The organism is Cytobacillus sp. Bac17, from assembly GCF_024519925.1.
GTDB lineage: Bacteria > Bacillota > Bacilli > Bacillales > Cytobacillaceae > Cytobacillus > Cytobacillus pseudoceanisediminis.
Genome location: NZ_JALJRC010000008.1, coordinates 86,502 through 107,976, shown reverse-complemented (window position 1 = coordinate 107,976; position 21,475 = coordinate 86,502). Strand labels below are relative to the sequence as shown.

Below are 21,475 nucleotides of genomic sequence, written 5' to 3'. Positions count from 1 at the left end.
GTCTGGAATATCATTATGGCCGTTTTACTCGTCATCTTCTTATGGCTCTATATCGACTTTACATGGGGCCGGAAAAGCCATATGAAAAAGCTTGAGCGGACCGCCTTACCCATCCGGCAGTCTGATATGGAACTATTTGCAGACGGACCTGCTTTGTTTGATGATTTATTCTCCGAGCTAAGAAGAGCGCAAAAGCACATCCATATTTTATTTTATATTGTGAAGGATGATAAAATCAGCAAGGAGTTTTTAACCATTTTAAAGGGTAAAGCAAAAGAAGGAGTGGAAGTCCGTCTTTTGCTGGATTGGGCCGGAAGCTTTCCGGTTAAACGCAAAACCGTTAAGGATCTTAAAAGCAGCGGCATTAAGTTTTCGTTTGCACATGTGCCAAAGCTTCCATTTCTCTTCTATTCTTTCCAGGCCAGGAACCATCGGAAAATTACCGTTATTGACGGAAAGATCGGTTACAGCGGAGGCTTCAATATTGGCAAAGAATACATCAATCTGGATAAAAAGCTGAGTCCCTGGCGTGACTATCATTTGAAATTCCGTGGTGAAGGGGTAGAGGATCTGCAAAGAGAGTTTCTAATCGATTGGTATAAAGCAACAAAGACTGACCTGCTCGCAAACAGAGTCTATTTTCCTGAGCAGCCTGCAGGAGATTACCGCCATCAGTTCGCATCTTATAAAGGAGCATTTTTAGAAGAAAGCTTCTCCTCCTTAATTCGGAATGCGAAAAAGAGCATTACGATTGGGACACCCTATTTTATTCCGGGCAAAAGGCTTTTTCAGGATTTAATCCATGCCCTGGAACGCGGGGTAACTGTCAAGATACTTGTCCCATGCATTACCGATCATATTCTTGTTAAGGAAGCCTCCTATCTTTACTTAAGAACCTTGATTAAACAAGGAGCTTATGTGTATGAATACAAAAATGGCTTTTACCATGCGAAGGCGATCATCATCGATGATGAAATCAGCGATATTGGAACAGCCAATTTTGATAAGCGGAGCCTGTTTTTAAATTATGAAATCAATTGCTTTATTTATGACAAAGAGTTCATAAAGCAGATCAGGTCTGTTCTGGACAAAGACATAGACAATGCAAAGAGATTGACGCTAAAAGAATTAAACCGGCTGGACCCTTTACGGACATTCAAGGAAATGCTTGCCCGGTCTGTGGCAAGCTTCCTCTAAGAAAAGCGGAAGCGCCTTGCCCACGAAGGAACGCAGACAAAGAACGCCACGTCCTGTGGCAACGTCTGCATGACCCCCATCCTCCCAAAAGCTGCCGCTTTTGGTCGTGCGATGATTATGCTGACGAAGCCTTCCTTGTCCTGGGGGCCCCAAGCACAAGACGAGCGTCCTGGAAAGGCGTTCTTTGCCTTTTTAGGAGGATTGCCCGAAATGTGGAGGTGACTGCCCAGGGACGACAGGCATAAGACAGTTCCTGTAAGAAGGCGTTCTTCCTTCTGAAAGGAAATGGCTTATGACCCCGAGTCCCTAGGAGCCGCAACTAGACAGGCTTGTGACCTCGAGGGGGTAGGCTGCTTGCGCTAGACAGCTCTCGAAATACAAAGATTTACATTCTGTTAGATTATAGACCAGCATAAAGAAGGTGCTGCAAATTGAAAATAAGACTGGGATATGTTTCTCATGCCATCAGCCTGTGGGAGGCATCTCCTGCGAGAACATTGACTTTTACGCGCTATCAGCAATTGCCTGAGGAAGAAAGGCTGGAAAAGCTGAAGACCGTCACAGCAGTGAATTTGCAAAATACGTTAAGAATGCTTTATTTTAATATCGCCCATGAAATTCAGCTATATCGGCTTTCAAGCTCCATCGTACCTCTGGCCACGCATCCGGAGGTTTTATGGGATTTTGTCACACCCTTTAAGGAAAAATGGCTTGAAATTGGTGAATTGATTAAAAAACACGGGCTACGCGTCAGCTTTCACCCCAATCAATTCACCCTGTTCACATCTCCGCGTGACGATGTGACAAGAAATGCAGTCAAAGATATGGATTACCATTACCGGATGTTCGAGGCCATGGGGGTTGAAAACGAGAGCTTCATTAATATCCATATTGGCGGGGCTTATGGTGACAAGCTCACGACCATCCACCGTTTCCATGAAAATCTCAAGACACTGCCATCTCATATTAAAAAGCAAATGACACTTGAGAATGATGACAAAACCTATAACGCGGATGAAACCCTCCTGGCCTGCCAGAAAGAAAACATCCCCCTTGTGTTCGATTATCACCACCATATGGCGAACCTCGGCACCCGCCCGCTGGATGAGCTTCTCCCTGGGATTTTTCAGACGTGGGAACAAACAGGACTCAAGCCGAAAATCCACATCTCCTCTCCCAAATCAGAAAAAGCCTTCCGGTCCCATGCCGATTATGTTGACATTGATTTCATCAGGCCGCTTCTCGATCTGCTGAAAACCTTTAACCGGGATATCGATTTCATGATTGAAGCTAAAGCAAAGGACAAGGCTGCGCTTAAGCTGACAGAAGATATCAGCAGCATCCGCGGGGTGAAGAGGATTGGCGGCGCGGAGGTAGATTGGAAATAAGAAAAGCGGAGGCGCCTTGCTCACCCCCGACAAGCACAAGATGAGCCTCACGGAAAGGCGTTCTTTGCCTTTTTGGGAGGATTGGCTTGTGACCTCGAGGGGGTAGGCGCCGCAGCTAGACAGTTATCTAATTCCGAAGTTTGTCATTCGTAATGGAAGGCGTTCCGCTTGCGGAACGCCCCTTTATTTTAACTGAATCTCCTTCACCTTCTGCCTCTGCTCCTCAGGCCACCAGGCCCCACAGTCTTCAGAGACTACACAGGCAGAGCACTTTTGAAGGTCGTACACCTTCATACCAGTAATCGGAGGTGAATAAAGATGCAGTGTGACAAGGTTCTCCCTGCCTGCACTCTTCATTTTGTGCACACCTTTTTTGAGAGCAAAAAAGAAGGAGTCTTTGGACTTTATCTCTGCAAAAAGCTCAATTGGGACGTCTTCCTTCACTTCATAAACAGTATTTTCCGCATCTCCATTTAACACTTGAATCCATCCCTTTGAATTTCCATGATCATGCGGGGCGCATTCGATATCTGACCAGTTCATGACGAGCAGCTCCACTTCTTCACTTTGGTAAAGCAGCTTGCGGTAGTAGGGTTTTCCATCTGCCGGCTGCAAGTGAGGAAACAACTCCTCAAGTTTGATATCAAGTGATGCCAAAGCCTTTCTAAGTTCTTCTGCAGAAGGTGATTTCAATGAATCCAAACTGTTTTTAAACCGTTCCTTCAAGGCCATTAAACGACTCCCCCTTTACTCTGGATTATCGTTTCCTCCATGAAAAATATTTCAGCTGACCATTCACCATAATCACTCCTATAATAATTATGATCCCGCCCATGAAGCTTATGAAGAAAATTTTTTCACGAAGCAATAAAACGGCCGCAATAAAGGTAAATAGCGGCTCCATATAGATAAACATTGATACTTTGGAAGCTTCCAAAACCTCGAGAGCCTTGGACCAGTACCAGTAGCCAATCCCCGACACAAATATGCCCAGAAACAATATATGAGCCCATTCAGAATCGGATAAAAGATGGAACTTCTCCCACCCTCTGTCTCTCATTAAAAAGGGAATGGTCAACACGCATCCAAGCAAACTCATATAAAAAGTGACCACAAGGGAAGGAAGCTTAATTTGCAGTTTTCTCACCAAAATCGAATATACGGCCCAATTCAGTGTACTTAGGATCATAAGGAAATACCCTATATTTAATGCAAATCCCAGCGTCTGGCCGCTTCTCGCTCCTGTTACCATGAGGACCCCGGAAATCGCAGTTATAATGCCCAGCGTCTTAAGAAATGTCAATTTTTCATGGAGAAAAATCATGGAGAGAAGCACGGTAAAAACAGGTAAAAAAGAAATGATCCACCCCGCAGATGAGGCGTCTATTGTCTTTAGAGCTGATACCTGGATGACCTGATGGATGAAAACGCCGAGTACACCGAGAACAATTAAATGGGGATTATAGTTGAGCGGAATCTGGAGCGGATATCTTTTCAAGAGAAGCACAAGGAGCAGAAAAGCTGCCCCGATGGCAAACCGGAGCATGATCAATGTATAAGGGTCCAGCTTATCCAAAACAGCTTTTGTGGAAACAAAAGAGACTCCCCAAAAACTGATCGAAATGGTTGCAAAAAAAGAGGCTGCCAATTGTGGCTTCATGGGCGAGCATGTCCTTTCCGGAAGGTTTCTACCATGATATGCTCGTCCCGAAGTAAAATGCGGAGTTTAGTTTGATTTACTTGCGGATTGTATGCAAAATTTATTATTTTTTTGCTGATTTGCCGGGTTGGCTGACTAATTTTCTGAGGATTAGCCCGTAACTTTTTGGTTTGCTGCCTGTTTTCGGTTTGTTTGCAGGTTTACCAGGTTTGTTTGCTTTTTCCCTGATTTGTTTGCCAATTTTAGCTATTGTTTGCTGATTTCCCAGGTTTATTTGCAACATTCCGGATTTATTTGCAAAGTTCACATTTAGACATAAAGGGTGCCCATAACTTACGTGGACACCCTTTTCCATTATCTCAATATTCCCTGCAGCCAGGGCAGAACCACTTCATATGCTTTAAACCCGAGGTAAATGCCGACTATCCCCATAATGCCAGGCAGTGCGGGCGGTGCGGGTATCGGCAGCTTCATGAAAGCAAAGACAAATCCGACGAGAAATCCTGTAAGTATGGATAAAAGAACGATTTTCATGAGATCCTCCTAAAATAACATATGCCTTTAGCTTCCCCTTTTTCGTCAAAAACATGAAAAAGCCGGCACCTATAAGTGCCAGCTTTGAGTTTTACATTTTTTCCGGTGCAGATACGCCGATTAATTTCAGAGCATTCTTCAAGGTAGTCTGAACGGCTTTGATCAGTGCCAGTCGGGCTTTGGTTCTTTCCGGATTTTCCGCATCCAGTACTTTTTCAGCATTATAGAAGCTGTGGAAAGAAGAAGCCAGTTCATAAATATAGTTCGTGATTCTGTGCGGCATGCGCTTTTGCGCAGCTTCGCCGACAGCCTGCGGGAATTCGCCGATTTTCTTCAGAACGTCGATTTCCTTTTCCGCCTGAATCAGGGAGTAATCTGCAGCTTCGGCAGACATGCCCTGCTCTTCACCCTGGCGCAGGATGCTGGAAATACGCGCGTGTGCGTACTGGGCATAGTAAACAGGGTTTTCATTTGATTGTGAGACAGCCAGATCAAGGTCAAAATCAAGATGCGTATCTGCGCTTCTCATCGCAAAGAAATAGCGAGTTGCGTCCAGTCCTACTTCTTCCACAAGGTCACGCATCGTTACCGCTTTGCCGGTACGTTTGCTCATCTTCATTTTTTCGCCGTTTTTGTACAAGTGTACAAGCTGGATGATTTCGACTTCGAGCGCCTCACGGTCATAGCCAAGCGCCTGGATGGCCGCTTTCATGCGCGGAATGTAGCCATGGTGGTCAGCACCCCAAATGTTGATCAGCTTTTCAAAGCCTCTTTCAAGCTTGTCTTTATGGTAAGCGATATCTGGAGTCAGATATGTGTAAGAGCCGTCATTTTTAATAAGAACACGGTCTTTGTCATCACCGAAAGCAGTTGAGCGGAACCAGGTTGCACCCTCTTCTTCGTAGATGTGGCCGTTATCCTTCAATGCCTGAAGGGCTGTGTCGATTTTGCCATTATTATAAAGAGATGTTTCAGAATACCAAACATCAAATGGCACACGGAAATCTTCCAGATCCTGCTTCAGCTTTGCCATTTCATATTTCAGGCCGTATTCACGGAAAAAGTCAAAACGCTCTTTTTCATCCGCATGTACATACTTATCGCCATACTCATCAGCCAGCTTTTTGCCGATGCCGATGATGTCTTCGCCATGGTAGCCGTCAGCCGGCATTTCTTTTTCAAGGCCAAGAGCCTGGAAATATCGCGCTTCAACCGATAGAGCAAGATTGTTAATCTGGTTGCCGGCATCATTGATATAGTACTCACGGGAAACCTCATAGCCAGCTTTGTCTAAAATGTTGCATAGGGAGTCGCCGACAGCTGCCCCGCGGGCATGTCCAAGATGCAAGTCCCCTGTTGGGTTAGCTGAAACAAACTCGACCTGGATCTTCTGGCTGTTTCCAACTGTTGTTTCTCCGTACCGATCTCCTGCTTCCAGAACGGCAGGAATCAGATCAGTCAAATAAGAATTATTCATGTAAAAATTAATGAAGCCAGGTCCTGCGATTTCAATTTTTTCAATTGAAGCCTTTGAGCTGTCAAAATGAGCAATAAGCTCCTCTGCAATCATTCTTGGCGCTTTTTTTGCCACACGTGCTAATTGCATTGCCATATTCGTGGAATAGTCCCCATGTGCCTTTTCCTTCGGGATTTCCAGAATTACATCAGGAATCTGCTCTTCCGCTGCTAAGCCAGCCTTTACAACCGCATCTTTAATTTCCTGCTTTAATTTGCCTTGCACCTGCTCAACTATGTTCATTGTTCTCCTCCTCAAACGTAATCGCCAAATGATATGTACCTGCCTGGGATCCCTGCATTTTCAGATCGTATAAAATATCAATCGAACCTTCACCAGATTCGTGATCATATTGATGGACCATGCGCTTGGTCACCGTGCCCATTTCAAACACTCCGTAAGGCGTTTCATAGCTGCCGCGGAGCTTTTTATTCATTCTAAAAGGGAGCCTCATCTTTACGGCGCCGCTTCGTAAAATCAGTCCGTCTGCATCGGACATTTTTATGATCGTCTTTACTGTTCCCTCTTCCATTACTTCATCATACTGAAGGAATCGGGCAGAATCTTTTATATAGTATCGGCCAAAAGCAGTCAATTCAAAAGTCTCTTTGCTGCCAAGCTTGCGAATATCTGTCTTCACATTAATCTTCACAGGCATTTGTTCCGCTGAGCGACTGGACAACGGCAACACTTCCTTTTCATCATATATAACTATATAAGTATAAATACTCGCTGGGGAAAGTGCAAGAAGGTGACAGAAAGAAAAGCAGAAGCGCCTTGCCCACCCCCGACAAGCACAAGACGGGCCTCCCAGAAAGGCGTTCTTTGCCTTTTTGGGAGGATTGGCTTGTGACCTCGAAGGGGTGGGCGCTGGAGCTAGACAGTTATCGACGTTCAGTATTTCTTGAATAAAAAAAACGGAGACCGAAGTCCCCGTTTATTTTTTATTAACCCATCCAAGAATCATTTCCCGGATCAGTTTGCTTGCTGTATTGGCTGTTTGTTCAGATGGATCATAGATGGGCGCAACCTCGACAAGGTCTGCTCCAACGACTTTAACATCTGAATGGGCAATTTCATGAATAGAAGCAAGAAGCTCTCTTGATGTGATGCCGCCTGCGTCGACTGTGCCTGTTCCCGGCGCGTGGGCAGGGTCCAGAACATCAATATCAATGGTTACATAGACCGGACGTCCTGCAAGCTTAGGAAGAATATCTTTCAATGGCTTGTGCACTTCGAATTTTGAAATGTGCATGCCGACTTCCTTTGCCCACTGGAATTCTTCTTTCATGCCGGAACGGATGCCAAAAGAATAGATATTGCCAGGACCAATCAAATCAGCTGCTTTGCGGATTGGCGTTGAATGAGATAATGGCTCCCCTTCATAATCCACACGAAGGTCTGTATGGGCGTCCATGTGGATAATCGCCAAATCCGGATATTTTTTGTACATTGCTTTGATAACAGGCCAGGAAACCAAATGTTCTCCGCCCATGCCAAGCGGAAATTTATCCTCCGCCAGAAGCTGATCGATAAACTCCTCAATCATATCGATGCTTTTCTGCGGATTTCCGAATGGCAGCGGAATATCGCCGGCATCATAATATTTTACCTCTTCAAGCTCACGGTCCAGATATGGGCTATACTCTTCAAGCCCGATTGACACTTCTCGGATACGGGCAGGGCCGAAACGGGAGCCCGGACGATAGCTGACTGTCCAGTCCATTGGCATTCCATAAATGACCGCTTCACTTTCCTCATAACTAGGATGGCTTTTAATAAACACATTGCCTGAATAGGCTTCATCAAAACGCACCAAGGTCATCCCTCACTTTTTATGTATTCAAGAAGGCTGCTCTGAAACGCAGCCTGTCCATTACTTCACTAAATCTGCAACAAATTTAGGCAATACAAATGCCGCTTTATGCAATTCTTTCGTATAGTATTTTGTTTCGATCTCATGGAAGCGATCTTCGCTTACTTCTAATGGATCGTATTTTTTAGATCCGATTGTGAACGCCCACATGCCGCTTGGGTAAGTAGGGATATTCGCAGTGTAAAGACGAGTGATTGGGAAAATTTCTTTCACATCGCGCTGTACGTTGCGGATAAGGTCCGCTTTGAACCAAGGGTTGTCAGACTGGGCCACAAAGATGCCGTCTTCTTTTAAGGCTTTAGAGATTCCAGCATAGAAGCCTTTCGTGAATAGATTTACCGCAGGTCCTACCGGCTCAGTTGAGTCAACCATGATCACGTCATATTCATTTTCGCTTTCGGCAATGTGCATGAAGCCATCACCTACCTGCACATCAACGCGAGGGTCATCAAGCTTGCCTGCAATCTCAGGAAGGAATTTTTTTGAGTACTCAATAACCTTTCCATCGATATCCACAAGAGTCGCCTTTTTCACGCTTGGGTGCTTAAGGACTTCACGGATGACGCCGCCGTCACCGCCGCCAACAACAAGAACGTTTTCAGGGTTTGGATGTGTGAACAAAGGAATATGCGCAACCATCTCATGGTAAACAAACTCATCCTTGATTGAAGTCATAACCATGTCATCAAGAAGAAGCATATTGCCCCACTCTTCTGTTTCCACCATATCAAGCTTCTGGAATTCTGTCTGTTCTGTATGTAAAGTACGCTTCACCTTCATCGTAATGCCAAAGTTCTCTGTTTGTTTCTCTGTAAACCAAAGTCCCATTCTTTAATCATTCCTTCCATAAAAAAATGAATTATCACTAAAGAGCAGCAAAAAGCATTTTCATCTTTTATACTTCCCTAACATGCAAATAACAAACACAGAAAAAGTATAGATGAATCTAGCAAAATTGCAAGAAAAATTTCGCTAATTAGTAGAGAAAGATGTTTAAAATCTCTCTGTTTTTTCAATACTGAATACATAGAGCACTTATTAGGGAATTATTTGGATACTTCGCCGCACTTATCAGTCAGCTTTTAATTTTATCGGCCACTTTGGAACCTTTATCGGTCAGATTTCTAGTTTATTGGTCAATTTGGACAGTTTATCGGTCAGTTTTTATCTTTTTGGTCACTTGGCGCTGTATCAACTTTTCACTATAAAAAACAGATAAATAGGGGGTGCTTGATATGGAATTAATGACGGATCAGCGTTTTCGAAAAACGATGAAATATTTGCGTGCGGTTCTCATTATTAGCTTAATAGGAATGGCTTTAGCCGCGGTGATGATCGGAGGCATTCTGGTATATGCCAAAATTTTGGGGCCGCCGCCGCTCGCCGTTCCGCAATCGACTTTATTTTTCTCGGATGATGGCACGGTTATCGGTGAAAGCAACAACGGCCAAAAACGCTATTGGGCACCACTCGATGACATCAGCCCGCACTTAATTGATGCGACGGTCTCGATAGAGGATAAGAATTTTTTCGAGCACAATGGATTTGATTATAAAAGGATCGCAGGTGCCGCCCTCGCTGATATAAAGGCAATGGCCAAAGTTCAGGGTGCCAGCACCATCAGCCAGCAATATGCCCGCAACCTGTTTCTTGAACATGAAAAAACCTGGAAGCGGAAATTGCTTGAGGCCTTTTATACCATCAGGCTTGAAATGAATTATACGAAAAAGGAAATCCTTGAAGGCTATTTAAATACGATTTATTACGGCAATGGAGCTTACGGCGCACAGGCAGCAAGCCAGTTCTATTTCGGGAAGGATGCAAGTGAGCTGTCATTAGCTGAGGCTTCCATTTTATCCGGCATCCCTAAGGGTCCTGGCATCTACTCGCCATTTGCATCAGCAGAAAAAGCAGATCAGCGGCAGAAAGTGATTCTGCAGACGATGGTGAAGAACGGGCTCATCAGCCAAAAAGAAGCAGATCTTGCGGCGGCAGAAGAGCTTGAGCTGGTTGGCGAGCACATGCACCCAAGAGCGAAAACAGCCCCATATTTTCAGGACGCTGTCCGCAATGCCCTTAAAACACAGCTGAATCTGGATGACCGTACGATTGAATTGGGCGGATTAAAGGTTTATACCACTTTGAATCTGAAGGAACAGGAAATCGCGGAAGAAACAATAGATAAGCTTATTTCAAAAGACTCGGAGATTCAGGTCGGCGTTGTTGCCATGAATCCGAAAAACGGGTATGTGAAAGCAATGGTTGGCGGACGTGATTATGAGGCAAGTCCCTTTAACCGTGCAGTCCAGGCAGTCAGGCAGCCAGGATCGACGATAAAGCCTCTTCTCTATTACGCGGCATTGGAGCAGGGCTTCACCCCTTCCACCCCAATCCGGAGCGAGCAGACGACTTTTCGGTTTGAAGACGGTACGCCGGACTACACACCGCATAACTTCAACAGCAAGTATGCGGATGACGATATCACAATGGCCCAGGCCCTTGCTCTATCTGACAATGTCTACGCGGTGAAAACTCATTTATTTTTAGGGGAAGAGACGCTTGTCAATACAGCCAAGAAATTTGGCATTACCTCTAAGATGGCGAAGGTGCCGTCCCTTGCACTCGGCACATCCGGCATGAGAGTCATTGAGCTTGCCAACGCTTACAGCATGTTCGCCAATGGAGGGAAAAAGATCTCCCCGGTACTGATTAAGCGTGTGGAGAACCATAAAGGCGAAGTCATCTACGAGCAGGAGCCATTCCAGATGAAGATTCTGAAGCCTGACCTTGCTTTCGTTATGACCCACATGATGACAGGTATTTTTGACCGGAAGCTGAACGGTTATGCCCAAGTAACGGGAAGCACAGTCATCAACGATATGACCCGCCCTTACGCCGGCAAGTCCGGTTCAACAGAAACAGACAGCTGGATGGCCGGCTTTACACCACAGCTTGTCACAGCGGTATGGACCGGCTATGACAAAGGCCAGGTCATTACAAAAACCGTTGATAAAACGTATGCCAAAAACATTTGGATCCGGTTCATGGAGGAAGCCCATAAAGGAAAGCCGGCCAAGGAATTCAAAGCGCCCAAAGATACAGTCGGCGTCTACATTGATCCATCCAACGGGAAAATTGCCGGGGAAAACTGCCCGGTCAAGCGCCTAACCTACTTCGCAGAAGGCACAGAACCTGCGGAATATTGTACAGACCACTTGAGCCATAAAGAAGAGAATAAAACTGAGCAGCCGGAAAAGAAGCCTGACACACCTTGGTATAAGAAACTGTTTCGGTGGGCTTCGTAACGGTGACCACTTGTAAAACTGGTATAGGTGCCTGTCATTTTAATAAAAGTGAAAAACCCCGGGGTCCGAATCCCGGGGTTTTTCGTGTCCTAGTGCTATATTGTGCCTTCACACTGTTAAATAGTTTACTTTTTTTATTGGAATTGTACAAGTAGTTAGAAAATCACGTCAAAAAAATGTCACAATTTCGTCACAAAATTAGACTTTTTTTCTAAATGGCTTGTAAATCTTTTTTTAGCTGTTCCGCTGATCTTTCCCACATGCCGGCGTCATGGTTTTTCAGGAAATCTGCCAGCACTTTTTTGGATTTCTCGTCCATATGATCCACTATGATGTGTCTTTTAATCGATTTATCCATGCGGTTCACATGCTCTGGCAGCGATTTGTAGCCCCGGCGGATTTCTCTGTCGACCGTCATCTCACATGCAGTAACACCTGCATAATAAGCGCCTCCCTCTTTGCGGTCAATGGTGACCCAAATCAGCCAGTACGGCTTCCCGTTAGGCACTTCCTCTTTGGTTTTCAAAAACTTGATGCCTTTTTCAACAGGGCTGCGCGCATGCATGGCGCCCACTTCAATAGACGCCTCACCGGCATCCACATCAATAATAACCGGTGTCACATTATCAAGGCTCAGAGTCCCGACCCCAAAACCGCCATGTCCTTCAGTCGGGTCGCTCTTGATTATATTAAAATCGAGTTTCTTTTTCTTTTTTTCTTCCATTTTCAAGTCCTCCTAAGCAAAAATTAGGCTCTTATTATTATGTCATAAATATTTCATAGAAAAAATCATTTAGGCCGCTCGCAAGTACCGGCAATACGGTGTTAAATATCGGCTGGATGGTGTATTGATCCAGCGGTGTAATGACAAGAATTAGGAAAATAACGGAGCCATACGCCTCAAACTGAGTCATTTTCGGGCGAATATGGGCTGGCGCCAAATCTTCAATAATTCTGTAGCCATCAAGCGGCGGAAACGGCAGCAGGTTGAATACAAACAGCACTAAATTCAGCTGAATAAAGATATTCAGGAAATCTGCCACAAACGCTGGAAATGAAGCTGCGAGTCCAGTTCCGGCAAGAGCATACCAGATGAAAAAACCCAGGACAGCCATCACCAGATTGGATATCGGTCCCGCAATTGAAACAGATATCCCGGCAAGCTTCGGATTTTTGAAAAAGAAGCGGTTGACCGGTACCGGCCTGGCCCATCCGAAACCGGCAATAAAAATCAGGATTGTTCCAATCGGATCCAGATGCTGCATGGGATTTAGGGTTAATCTGCCCTGATTTTTTGCAGTGGGATCTCCAAACTTATAAGCCACATAGGCATGGGCAAATTCATGGACCGTAAAGGCAATCATCAATGTTACCGCGACATAGGGAATCTCCCTGAGAGAAAACGCCAAAAATTGTTCCAAATGCCAAAACTCCCTCTCCTGCCGGCTGAAAAGCCAGGCTTTATTTATACATACTATGTAGGAAAAGCCGATGCTATTTACCTAAAAGTATACATGAACGCCTGAGCAAAGGGAATCAGGCTTGCACATTGCGAGAAAAAGTGGAAAAATACAAGCATAAATAGTGAGGAGGAAAAGAAAATGCCATACGTAACCGTTAAAATGCTTGAAGGCCGCACTGAAGAACAGAAAAAAGCGCTCGCTGAAAAAGTAACAGCTGCCGTAAGCGAAACGACTGGAGCCCCTGAAGATAAAATCGTCGTATTTATCGAAGAAATGTCCAAAAATCACTATGCTGTAGGCGGAAAACGCTTAAGCGATCAGTAGAATTGCGTAAAGAAGGCAGTTTTCCATTACGGAAGCTGCTTTTTTATGGTTTTTTGCATAATGAGAGGTTTTACTTGCGGATAAAGAAATTTATTTGTATATAGACCGATTTTACTTTCGCATAAAAAATCTTATTTGCACATAGTATGATTTTACTTTCGCATAAAAAAATTCCGTGCGGATAACTGATTTATGTGCGGTAAGACTTTTTCAGCAAAAAAGAAAAGCCAGGCGCTTAATGCAGCCCGGCTTTTTCTCTTAAGCTTCCAATATATTGATACGCCTGTTCCACTTCTTCATCCGTGTAGCGCTGTTTGCTTTTTAGGGTAAAGACTTTTTCTTTCACTTCTTCTTTTGGGAGGTCATTAAAATAAAGGACCGTTGAGACGAGTTCAAGGAATCTTGCATTCTGGCCGTTCATATCAAGCAGGCAATCCTGCAGACTGGGCATTTCGACTGCATTAATGTCCAGAAATTCCTTGCCGGTTTCAGTAAGGGTGTACCGATACTGGTAATAGCCGCCCTTTTTTTCCTTTACTTCGTTTAAAAATCCCATGTTGCAGAGTTCTTCGACCCTTAGTGTCAATTCTTCCGAATATGGCCCGTAAAAGTGAAATTGAAATCTTTCCTGAAAGGGAAATGCGATGTTTTTGGCGATATAAATCATTTTCTGCAGCTTTTTCCGTCCCACGATTTCTTCAGAGACTGCAATGGCATGCATTAGTTTGGCGTGATCCTTTAACAAAGCTCTTCATCTCCTACTCCGTTTTTTCCCGTATCTATAGAAAACCAATTATGTAGTTTTAATCGATTTCCAGCAGCGTTCTAATCTGTTTTTTAATGTTTGGCTTTTTGCTGTCGTCTGCAATAAAATCAGCCGGATAGTAAAGCTTATGATCAGTGCGTCGCTTCCCGGAAATGGCATCCACGATCTCCGATTCGCGGGAAAGCTCGCGGATATCCCCATTTTTCAGCAGCAAATGGATCGGCAATCTTTCTTCTTCCTCGCCAGGACGGTAAAAATCATAAGGCAAATCAGATGAAGAATCGACGACCAGGTAATATTCCGGATCGATGCCTGCCTTTTTGAACAAAGCCGACAGCTCCGCCAGCTTCTTGTACTCTTTCGCCGGGTCGAATTCCACATATTTATATAAATTCCGGTCCATAAATCGGCAGCAGAGATCTTTCAGTATCGGATCTTCTTCCTCCTGCCACATCTGAAAATAATAAAGAATAATAGCTTCATCGAGCTTTATATAATCTTCAAGAGTGATTTCACCATTGAATAAAGAGTAAAAATGGATTGGATCATATTTAAACCTGTATTTCTGTTCATGCAAATCTTTCGCGCGATGAAGGATTTTGGTCAGGATCACCTCGGCACTGCGTGTAACCGGGTGAAAATACACCTGCCAATACATCTGATACCGGCTCATAATGTAATCCTCAACGGCATGCATCCCGCTCTGTTTGATCACGACCTGGTCTTCCCGCGGCCTCATGACACGCAGGATCCGCTCCATGTCAAAGTGGCCATAACTGACACCCGTAAAATAAGCATCCCGCTGCAGATAATCCATCCGGTCCGCATCAATCTGGCTGGAAATCAGGCTGACGACCAGCTTATTTTTAGAAGTTTTGGCAATCACATCTGCCACTTTCTGAGGAAAATCGGCACTTACCCTGGTGAGCACCTGATGGACCTCGGTATCGCCGAGAATGATTGCCCTCGTATAATGTTCATGATCGAGGTCGAATACTTTTTCGAAGGAGTGTGAGAACGGGCCGTGTCCCAAATCATGGAGAAGTGCCGCGCATAAGGTCAGGATGCGGTCTTCTTCATCCCATTCCGGCCTGCCCCAAAAGACGTCATCGGAAATGCGCCGCACAATCTCGTAAACTCCGAGCGAGTGGTTAAAGCGGCTATGCTCAGCACCATGGAAGGTTAAATAAGTTGTCCCGAGCTGCTTAATTCTTCTAAGACGCTGAAACTCTTTTGTCCCGATTAAATCCCAGATTACTCTGTCTCTTACGTGTATGTAACGATGAACGGGATCTTTAAATACTTTTTCCTCACTTAACTTTTCCGCTGAATATGCCATTCCGTACCCTCCGCTTTTCCTGTGTCCACGAGTTCCAAACCTGCTGTTCCCATTTTCTGGCGTATACCTATTATATCCCGATCACGGTGTCAATTCATCACAAAATTCTTTGTTTTTCATGGCTGTTCGACAGAAACCGCAATACAGCAATCATCTTCCCTGGAAATATTTTTCGACTTTTCTAAAAACGAATATTGCCTCCTAAGTCTATTTACCAATCGAAGCTCAATCATAAACTCAGGCAAAAAATAAAATCACCTCAGGACAGGAGTCAGGGTGATCTTTATTTTTTCAGCTTTTTATTAATTTTCTCCATCAATTCCTCTTCCGTCAGTGCGGCAAGGGGACGGTTATTGACGAAAGCAAATGTTTTTTTGCGGCCTGGCCCGCAATAGGATTGGCAGCCGACATCAATTTTTGCTTCAGGATCTATTTCTTTTAATCGCGGTATTAATGTCTTCAGATTTACAGCCTGACAATCGTCGCAAACACGAAATTCGTTTGCCATTTTATTACAACCCTTTCTGCGGTCAATCTTTTATATTATGCGCTCCCCGTTCCGGGAGCTTTAACAGCGCATGGCGCGCCTCGTCATCTTCTTCGTTAAAGCATATCCGCTGCAAAGCATTCCTATTCAGATAAAAAGGACTGCCCTGCCAACTGCTACAGGCTATTTTAAAACTTATCCAGCTCTATTGCAAGCTGTAATCATTAACTTGGGTGGTGAATCTTAGTAATCTTCACAAAACCGCCATACGTATCTAGCGAAAAATAAAATTTTAAAAAATCTACTATCCTTTTAATCACCTTTGTATAAAACCTGCCAAGTTTGTCCATCCTTTAACTAAGGCAACAGCAAAAAGTAATAATTTAGGGAGTTGAGGTTACATGAAAATACGTCAGGACGCTTGGACAGATGAAAACGATTTATTGCTGGCAGAAACTGTTTTGCGGCATGTGAGGGAAGGCAGCACTCAGTTAAACGCTTTTGAGGAAGTTGGGGACAAGCTGAACCGCACATCTGCGGCATGCGGATTCCGCTGGAACGCTGTAGTGAGGCACCAGTATGAAAAAGCACTTCAATTAGCCAAGAAACAGCGCAAGCAGAGACAAAGAATGCTAGGAAAGGATCAGGGCGGCAAAAAGAAACTCTTATACTCTCCGCCGGTTCCAACTATGCAGGAGGTTGAAGCAGCGCCAATTAAGACAAATGCGGTCCTACCGCCATCACCGGCAGATTTTTACGAAGAGCGCACAGAGGATGAATCGCATACCCAAACAGAGACGGTCTCATCCTTCACCTATTCAGAGCCGGTTTATACTGCGCCTGCACAGCTGGATATGGATACCGTTATCACATACTTGCAAACATTGAATCATTCAGGCATTCAGCTTGATATACTAAAGAGTGAGAATGAAAGATTGAAGCGGGAAAATGCCGATCTCAGAAGCCGAAACGAAGAGCTTGAAGGCAAAATCGGCGAATTGGAGCAGAATACGGTAACCATTCAGGAAGATTACGAGACACTGATGAAAATCATGAACAGAGCCCGCAATTTTGTTCTGTTTGATGAAGAAGAAAGGCCGGCATCCAAGTTTAAAATGGACCGCAACGGCAATTTGGAAAGAGTAGCTGAATAAGAAAAACTAAAAGCGCCTTGCCCGCCCAAGGGTGCAGGCGCTGAAAATTCTAAAACAAAAAAGGTGTTCCCGGCAGCGGGAGCAGGAGAAAATGGCAGCAATTCCTTTCAAGGAGGGCCGCAGATCGTTTATGACTGCGGCTCTTCTTTTATTTATTCGCTGCCAAGTACTTTCTCATTCCGTTCTATCACACGGCGGTAATAGGCTTCAAACAGGCCTGCTTCCACATTTGTCAGCTGCCCTGCATAAAGGCGGCCTGCTTTCTTTTTCAATGACTGCAAAAAGCGTAGCATCACATCCTGTACCGTCAGTTCTGTACCCAGCAATTCCGATAGTGATGCCATCACAGCCGGCTGAATTTCAGGGTACTGGAACTTTGTCTGTTCTTCTTTTTTAGCAAGAGAATAGAATTTGCCAATCAAATCGGCCCGCTCACTTCCACTGCCATCCACGCACAGATAGATCTGGACCGCCACGCCATTGCGGAGGCGCCTTTGCGAGATGCCGGCAAACTTTTGTCCCCCGATGCTTAAATCATAGCTTCCCGGGCAATAGGAGCCGACAATTTCACGCGCTTCTATTTCTATATGAAAATCGAAAAACATCTCTTGGATGAGCATCCACATCGCATCATATCCGCGGTTTATATCAATTCCCTTTTCACTTTCAGGAAAAATCAGCGAAATATTCAGGACCCCTTGATCCAGGACAACTGCCAGGCCGCCGGAATTTCGTACAATCACTTCGTACCCCTGGCTCTTTAAAGACTGGATGCCTTCAGTTAAAAAAGGCAGCTTCGTATCCTGGATTCCAAGCACAATGGTATTATGGTGAACCCATGTTCTCGCGGTCGCAGGCGCCTCACCCGATCCGACAGAAGCACATAGTGTATCGTCCATCCCGAAAGAGTGCAGGGCATTTAAGTGGATGCCTGCAGCAGACTGGTCAATAACCCTCCATTCTTCCTGAAACAGTAAGTCTTGTAGCGAATTCATCTTCATTTGATCCCCTTTTGCCGATATTCGAGTTAATCGGCAGAATTTATCTATTTAACGGCCAAATCAGCTGGTTTATCAGCCTAAGTTATAGTTCTATCGGCCAAATATGGCATTTTAGCGGCCAAACTTGAGCCTTTATCGGCCAAAGGCCCATAACAGATACATTATAGCAAAAAAGCCAGTCACAAGGGACCGGCTTCTAAGCTGCTGTATTATTGATGTAAAGCTTGAGCTGCAGTAATTAAAGCAAGCTTGTAAACGTCTTCCTCGTTGCAGCCGCGGGACAGGTCATTAACCGGACGGTTCAAGCCTTGAAGGATTGGTCCCACTGCCTCGAAGTTTCCTAGGCGCTGGGCAATTTTGTAGCCGATGTTTCCGGCTTCCAGGCTAGGGAAAACAAATACATTTGCATCTCCCTGGATTGGTGAATCCGGAGCTTTTTTCTCAGCTACCGATGGAACGAATGCCGCATCAAACTGGAATTCCCCATCGATGATTAAAAGCGGATCGCGAACTTTAGCCGCTTCAAGTGCCGCCGCAACTTTTTCCGTTTCAGGTGACTTGGCAGAGCCCTTTGTTGAGAAGCTCAGCATGGCCACACGCGGTTCGATATCGAACATTCTGGCTGTTTTCGAGCTTTCAATCGCGATTTCCGCCAGGTCCTGGCTGTCCGGTGAGATGTTGATGGCACAATCGGCAAAAACATATTTCTCACCGTCACGGACCATGATGAATACACCAGATGTTTTGCGCACGCCTTCTTTTGTTTTAATGATTTGAAGAGCCGGGCGCACTGTGTCAGCTGTTGAATGGGCAGCTCCGCTCACAAGGCCGTCTGCTTTGTTCGCATAGACAAGCATGGTTCCAAAATAGTTTTCATCAAGAAGGATCCTGCGTGCATCTTCTTCTGTCGCTTTGCCTTTGCGTCTTTCAACAAATGCAGCCACAAGCTCATCCATCATTAAAAAGTTATTCGGGTCATAAATTTCAGCTGATTCCAGGCTGATATCCATGTCTTTTGCTTTTGCTTCAATTTCTGCGATGTTTCCAATAAGGATCGGAGTGATGATTTTTTCCGCAGCCAATCTTCCTGCAGCCGCTAAAATACGCTCATCCTGTCCTTCCGGAAAAACGATTCTTAAATTCTGCCCTGTTACTTTTTCTTTCAATACTGTGAATAAATCACTCATGCTAATTCCTCCTACGGCACTAAATTTCCGTTCAATTCAATAGAAATTCTCCTATATACTCCCTTAGAATACTCCTCATCCTAAGAATTTCAAGGAGTTCACATACTGTTAGCGTTTACAACAAAAAAGTTTTTGTTTTCGGTAAATTTCCAATAATAAATATCCTTCTGACAGTCCACCTTTATACCTTTTTTAAGATATCCATAATCCCCTCTTTGTAAACGGGAATTTGCGGTGACAGGCACCTATGCCAGTTCGGCAAATTGGTATAGGTGCCTGTCACCCTGCTGAATTCCAACATTTCAAGTTTTGTACACATGTTAATTGGAGAAACTATGTTATAGTAATGATGAGAATTTTAGTACATATTAGGAGTGATTATAATGAGTGAAGCAGCAGTAACGCTTGATGGCTGGTATTGTTTACATGACTTCCGCACAGTTGATTGGACAACTTGGAAAATGGCTCCCAGCGAAGAGCGTCAGGCAGCGATCCACGAATTTATGGCCCTAGTGGACAAGTGGAATACAACACAAAGCGGGAAAAACGGCAGCCATGCCCTTTATACAATTGTCGGCCAAAAAGCTGATTTTATGATGATGATCTTAAGGCCTACAATGGAAGAGCTAAATGAAATTGAAAACGAATTCAACAAAACTAAGTTAGCTGAATTCACGATCCCTGCTCATTCATATGTTTCTGTTGTCGAGCTGAGCAACTACCTGCCGGCAGGAGAAGATCCTTACCAGAATCCTCAGATCCTGGCACGCCTTTACCCAGAACTTCCGAAAGCAAAGCATGTCTGCTTCTATCCGATGGACAAGCGCCGCCAGGGCAATGACAACTGGTACATGCTTCCGATGGAAGACCGCCGCAATATGATGCGCAGCCACGGCATGATCGGGCGCCAGTATGCAGGAAAGGTAAAGCAGATCATCACAGGTTCAGTCGGCTTCGACGATTACGAATGGGGCGTTACCCTCTTCTCTGATGATGTTCTTCAGTTTAAAAAGCTTGTTTATGAAATGCGCTTCGATGAAGTCAGTGCCCGCTACGGTGAATTCGGCTCCTTCTTCGTTGGCAACATCCTTGAAGAGGACAAGGTTGAAAAATTCCTTCACGTATAATGTTTAAAACTCCCGGCTTCTGCTGGGAGTTTTTCTTTTTCCGGAGGTCATAAAAAAACATGCCTCTACATAGTAATGAAATAGTGAGTTTCTCTTATACCTAAGCAATTCTCTTATCCGCAGCATCATGGCTTATTAAAGAGAGGTGAAGAGATTGGAGTTATCCCTTACACCGAGGAAGATGTTAAGCTCCTCGGCCGGCTCATGCGTGCGATGGGAAGCTTGGCATGCTGATGGTTGGGAATGTGAGGGGTTAACCGTGTCCGGGGTGAATGTCTGGGCCTTCAAGGATACCTGCTCCATCAGGAGAATGGTCTATCAGAACCCAAGCGGGATTGAAGCCAACCAAAAAGGCAATTTTTATCAAGGTGCGCGGCAGTGAGATTGACCTCGCCCGCAAAGTAATAAGCGGTCACCAACACTACTCTGCCAGCAGTGCATTATGGTTCTTTCGGCCACAAGGCAGCTGCCCGGCCCAATGGTACAGCCAAGGGAATGCCGGACGGTTTAAAGCCCATTGCTTTTATAAATCTACCCCGCAGGACTGTCCGACAGTCTACTAGCAATGCGGATAGAAATGGCTGATTTTAATTTTAGGAGGGAAAAAAATTGAGTCAATCAAATTATGGTCAATACCCTTTTTATGGTTACCAGCAGCAGCGTTACACGGACGGCACCCAAATGCCTCAGAACTTTCAGGGCCAGCCGCAGGGTCAGCCGCAGTTCCAGCCCGTTCAAACAGGCGGAACAATTCCGGGTACGAGTTCGGGCGGGATGTTTCCAGGTGCAGGCGCCGGCGGCGGTATGGGTGCCCCTTCAGCTGCTCCTTCTATTCCAGGCATGCTCCCGCTTGAACAATCCTACATCGAAAATATTCTTCGCCTGAACAGAGGAAAACTCGCGACTGTTTATGCAACATTCGAAAACAATACGGAATGGAACGCCAAAATATTTAAAGGCATCATTGAAGCAGCCGGACGGGATCACTTGATACTGAGCGATCCGCAAACAGGCCAACGCATCCTTCTTCCAATGATCTACTTAGACTATGTAACATTTGATGAAGAAATAGAATATGAATATCCGTTTGGCGGAGGGCAAGGAATGTCGCAATATTCGCCGAGGTAATGAAAAAAGGAGCTTTGACCCCG

The 21,475-nt window shown here is 44.9% G+C and carries 22 protein-coding genes and 1 pseudogene; 8 read left to right on the top strand and 15 right to left on the bottom strand.

The features are described from left to right. Nucleotides 1–15 precede the first annotated feature (15 nt). Both cls and uvsE read left to right on the top strand, forming a co-directional pair. Nucleotides 16–1,197, top strand: a complete 1,182-nt coding sequence (gene cls / locus NR125_RS12390; RefSeq protein WP_217035466.1) for a cardiolipin synthase — start codon at nt 16–18, stop codon at nt 1,195–1,197. A 431-nt stretch (nt 1,198–1,628) separates the two neighbouring features. After that, nucleotides 1,629–2,585, top strand: coding sequence for a UV DNA damage repair endonuclease UvsE (uvsE, locus tag NR125_RS12385; protein WP_256815442.1), 957 nt, complete (start codon nt 1,629–1,631; stop codon nt 2,583–2,585). A 183-nt stretch (nt 2,586–2,768) separates the two neighbouring features. On the opposite strand, the gene NR125_RS12380 is transcribed toward uvsE, so the two are convergent. The 8 genes from NR125_RS12380 to speE form a co-directional block, all read right to left on the bottom strand. Beyond that, entirely contained in the window at nt 2,769–3,317 is a 549-nt protein-coding gene (locus tag NR125_RS12380) for a cysteine dioxygenase (protein ID WP_192907969.1), read from the bottom strand. 25 nt (nt 3,318–3,342) lie between these two features. Further along, on the bottom strand, nt 3,343–4,245 hold the full coding sequence (locus tag NR125_RS12375; RefSeq protein WP_256815441.1) for a DMT family transporter: 903 nt from the start codon (nt 4,243–4,245) through the stop codon (nt 3,343–3,345). Nucleotides 4,246–4,348: 103 nt separating this feature from the next. Then, nucleotides 4,349–4,600, bottom strand: a complete 252-nt coding sequence (locus NR125_RS12370) for a hypothetical protein (RefSeq protein ID WP_256815440.1) — start codon at nt 4,598–4,600, stop codon at nt 4,349–4,351. Beyond that, nucleotides 4,600–4,779: a XapX domain-containing protein gene (locus NR125_RS12365; protein ID WP_009332314.1), complete on the bottom strand. Its 180-nt coding sequence runs from the start codon at nt 4,777–4,779 to the stop codon at nt 4,600–4,602. Before NR125_RS12365 ends, NR125_RS12370 begins: the two co-directional genes overlap by 1 nt. 91 nt (nt 4,780–4,870) lie before the next feature. Then, nucleotides 4,871–6,538 (bottom strand): arginine--tRNA ligase, encoded by a 1,668-nt coding sequence (argS, locus tag NR125_RS12360; RefSeq protein WP_019380576.1) that lies wholly within the window; start codon nt 6,536–6,538, stop codon nt 4,871–4,873. Next, nucleotides 6,525–6,977, bottom strand: a complete 453-nt coding sequence (locus tag NR125_RS12355; protein ID WP_019380575.1) for a YwiB family protein — start codon at nt 6,975–6,977, stop codon at nt 6,525–6,527. The genes argS and NR125_RS12355 overlap by 14 nt, the downstream gene beginning before the upstream one ends. A 255-nt stretch (nt 6,978–7,232) precedes the next feature. Continuing rightward, the gene (gene speB / locus NR125_RS12350) at nt 7,233–8,111 is read right to left on the bottom strand and encodes an agmatinase (protein ID WP_026041615.1); all 879 of its coding nucleotides are present in this window, start codon (nt 8,109–8,111) and stop codon (nt 7,233–7,235) included. A 60-nt stretch (nt 8,112–8,171) separates the two neighbouring features. After that, a complete protein-coding gene (gene speE / locus NR125_RS12345; protein WP_009332318.1) occupies nt 8,172–8,999 on the bottom strand; it encodes a spermidine synthase in 828 nt (275 codons plus the stop codon). A 407-nt stretch (nt 9,000–9,406) separates the two neighbouring features. Here speE and NR125_RS12340 point away from each other — a divergent pair, with 407 nt between their 5' ends. Beyond that, on the top strand, nt 9,407–11,476 hold the full coding sequence (locus tag NR125_RS12340) for a transglycosylase domain-containing protein (protein WP_256815439.1): 2,070 nt from the start codon (nt 9,407–9,409) through the stop codon (nt 11,474–11,476). A gap of 211 nt (nt 11,477–11,687) precedes the next feature. Here NR125_RS12340 and NR125_RS12335 read toward each other — a convergent pair whose 3' ends face one another. Beyond that, the gene (locus NR125_RS12335) at nt 11,688–12,200 is read right to left on the bottom strand and encodes a YwhD family protein (RefSeq protein WP_019380572.1); all 513 of its coding nucleotides are present in this window, start codon (nt 12,198–12,200) and stop codon (nt 11,688–11,690) included. Nucleotides 12,201–12,237: 37 nt separating this feature from the next. Then, nucleotides 12,238–12,897 carry a site-2 protease family protein gene (locus NR125_RS12330; RefSeq protein WP_019380571.1) on the bottom strand — a complete coding sequence of 220 codons (660 nt, stop codon included), beginning with the start codon at nt 12,895–12,897 and terminating at the stop codon, nt 12,238–12,240. A gap of 180 nt (nt 12,898–13,077) precedes the next feature. Between NR125_RS12330 and NR125_RS12325 the strand changes: the two genes are divergently transcribed. Then, nucleotides 13,078–13,263, top strand: coding sequence for a 2-hydroxymuconate tautomerase (locus NR125_RS12325; RefSeq protein WP_009332324.1), 186 nt, complete (start codon nt 13,078–13,080; stop codon nt 13,261–13,263). A 235-nt stretch (nt 13,264–13,498) separates the two neighbouring features. On the opposite strand, the gene NR125_RS12320 is transcribed toward NR125_RS12325, so the two are convergent. The 3 genes from NR125_RS12320 to NR125_RS12310 all read right to left on the bottom strand — a co-directional run bounded on the left by NR125_RS12320 (nt 13,499) and on the right by NR125_RS12310 (nt 15,876). Then, nucleotides 13,499–14,008 carry a YwgA family protein gene (locus tag NR125_RS12320; RefSeq protein WP_009332326.1) on the bottom strand — a complete coding sequence of 170 codons (510 nt, stop codon included), beginning with the start codon at nt 14,006–14,008 and terminating at the stop codon, nt 13,499–13,501. Nucleotides 14,009–14,066: 58 nt separating this feature from the next. Continuing rightward, entirely contained in the window at nt 14,067–15,368 is a 1,302-nt protein-coding gene (locus NR125_RS12315; protein ID WP_256815438.1) for an HD domain-containing protein, read from the bottom strand. A 283-nt stretch (nt 15,369–15,651) separates the two neighbouring features. Further along, a complete protein-coding gene (locus NR125_RS12310; protein WP_009332328.1) occupies nt 15,652–15,876 on the bottom strand; it encodes a YuzB family protein in 225 nt (74 codons plus the stop codon). A 380-nt stretch (nt 15,877–16,256) separates the two neighbouring features. On the opposite strand from NR125_RS12310, the gene NR125_RS12305 reads away from it, so the two are divergent. Continuing rightward, nucleotides 16,257–17,009, top strand: coding sequence for an RsfA family transcriptional regulator (locus NR125_RS12305; protein WP_009332329.1), 753 nt, complete (start codon nt 16,257–16,259; stop codon nt 17,007–17,009). Between the two features lie 152 nt (nt 17,010–17,161). Here NR125_RS12305 and lipL read toward each other — a convergent pair whose 3' ends face one another. Continuing rightward, nucleotides 17,162–18,004: an octanoyl-[GcvH]:protein N-octanoyltransferase gene (gene lipL, locus NR125_RS12300; RefSeq protein ID WP_034296184.1), complete on the bottom strand. Its 843-nt coding sequence runs from the start codon at nt 18,002–18,004 to the stop codon at nt 17,162–17,164. A 215-nt stretch (nt 18,005–18,219) separates the two neighbouring features. Further along, on the bottom strand, nt 18,220–19,197 hold the full coding sequence (pta, locus tag NR125_RS12295) for a phosphate acetyltransferase (RefSeq protein ID WP_251174331.1): 978 nt from the start codon (nt 19,195–19,197) through the stop codon (nt 18,220–18,222). Nucleotides 19,198–19,580: 383 nt separating this feature from the next. Between pta and hemQ the strand changes: the two genes are divergently transcribed. The 3 genes and pseudogenes from hemQ to gerQ all read left to right on the top strand — a co-directional run bounded on the left by hemQ (nt 19,581) and on the right by gerQ (nt 21,452). Then, nucleotides 19,581–20,324, top strand: a complete 744-nt coding sequence (gene hemQ, locus NR125_RS12290; protein ID WP_009332332.1) for a hydrogen peroxide-dependent heme synthase — start codon at nt 19,581–19,583, stop codon at nt 20,322–20,324. 153 nt (nt 20,325–20,477) lie between these two features. Then, nucleotides 20,478–20,887 (top strand): annotated as a pseudogene (locus NR125_RS12285) (cell wall hydrolase). A gap of 46 nt (nt 20,888–20,933) precedes the next feature. After that, nucleotides 20,934–21,452: a spore coat protein GerQ gene (gene gerQ / locus NR125_RS12280; protein WP_251174332.1), complete on the top strand. Its 519-nt coding sequence runs from the start codon at nt 20,934–20,936 to the stop codon at nt 21,450–21,452. Nucleotides 21,453–21,475: the final 23 nt, after the last annotated feature.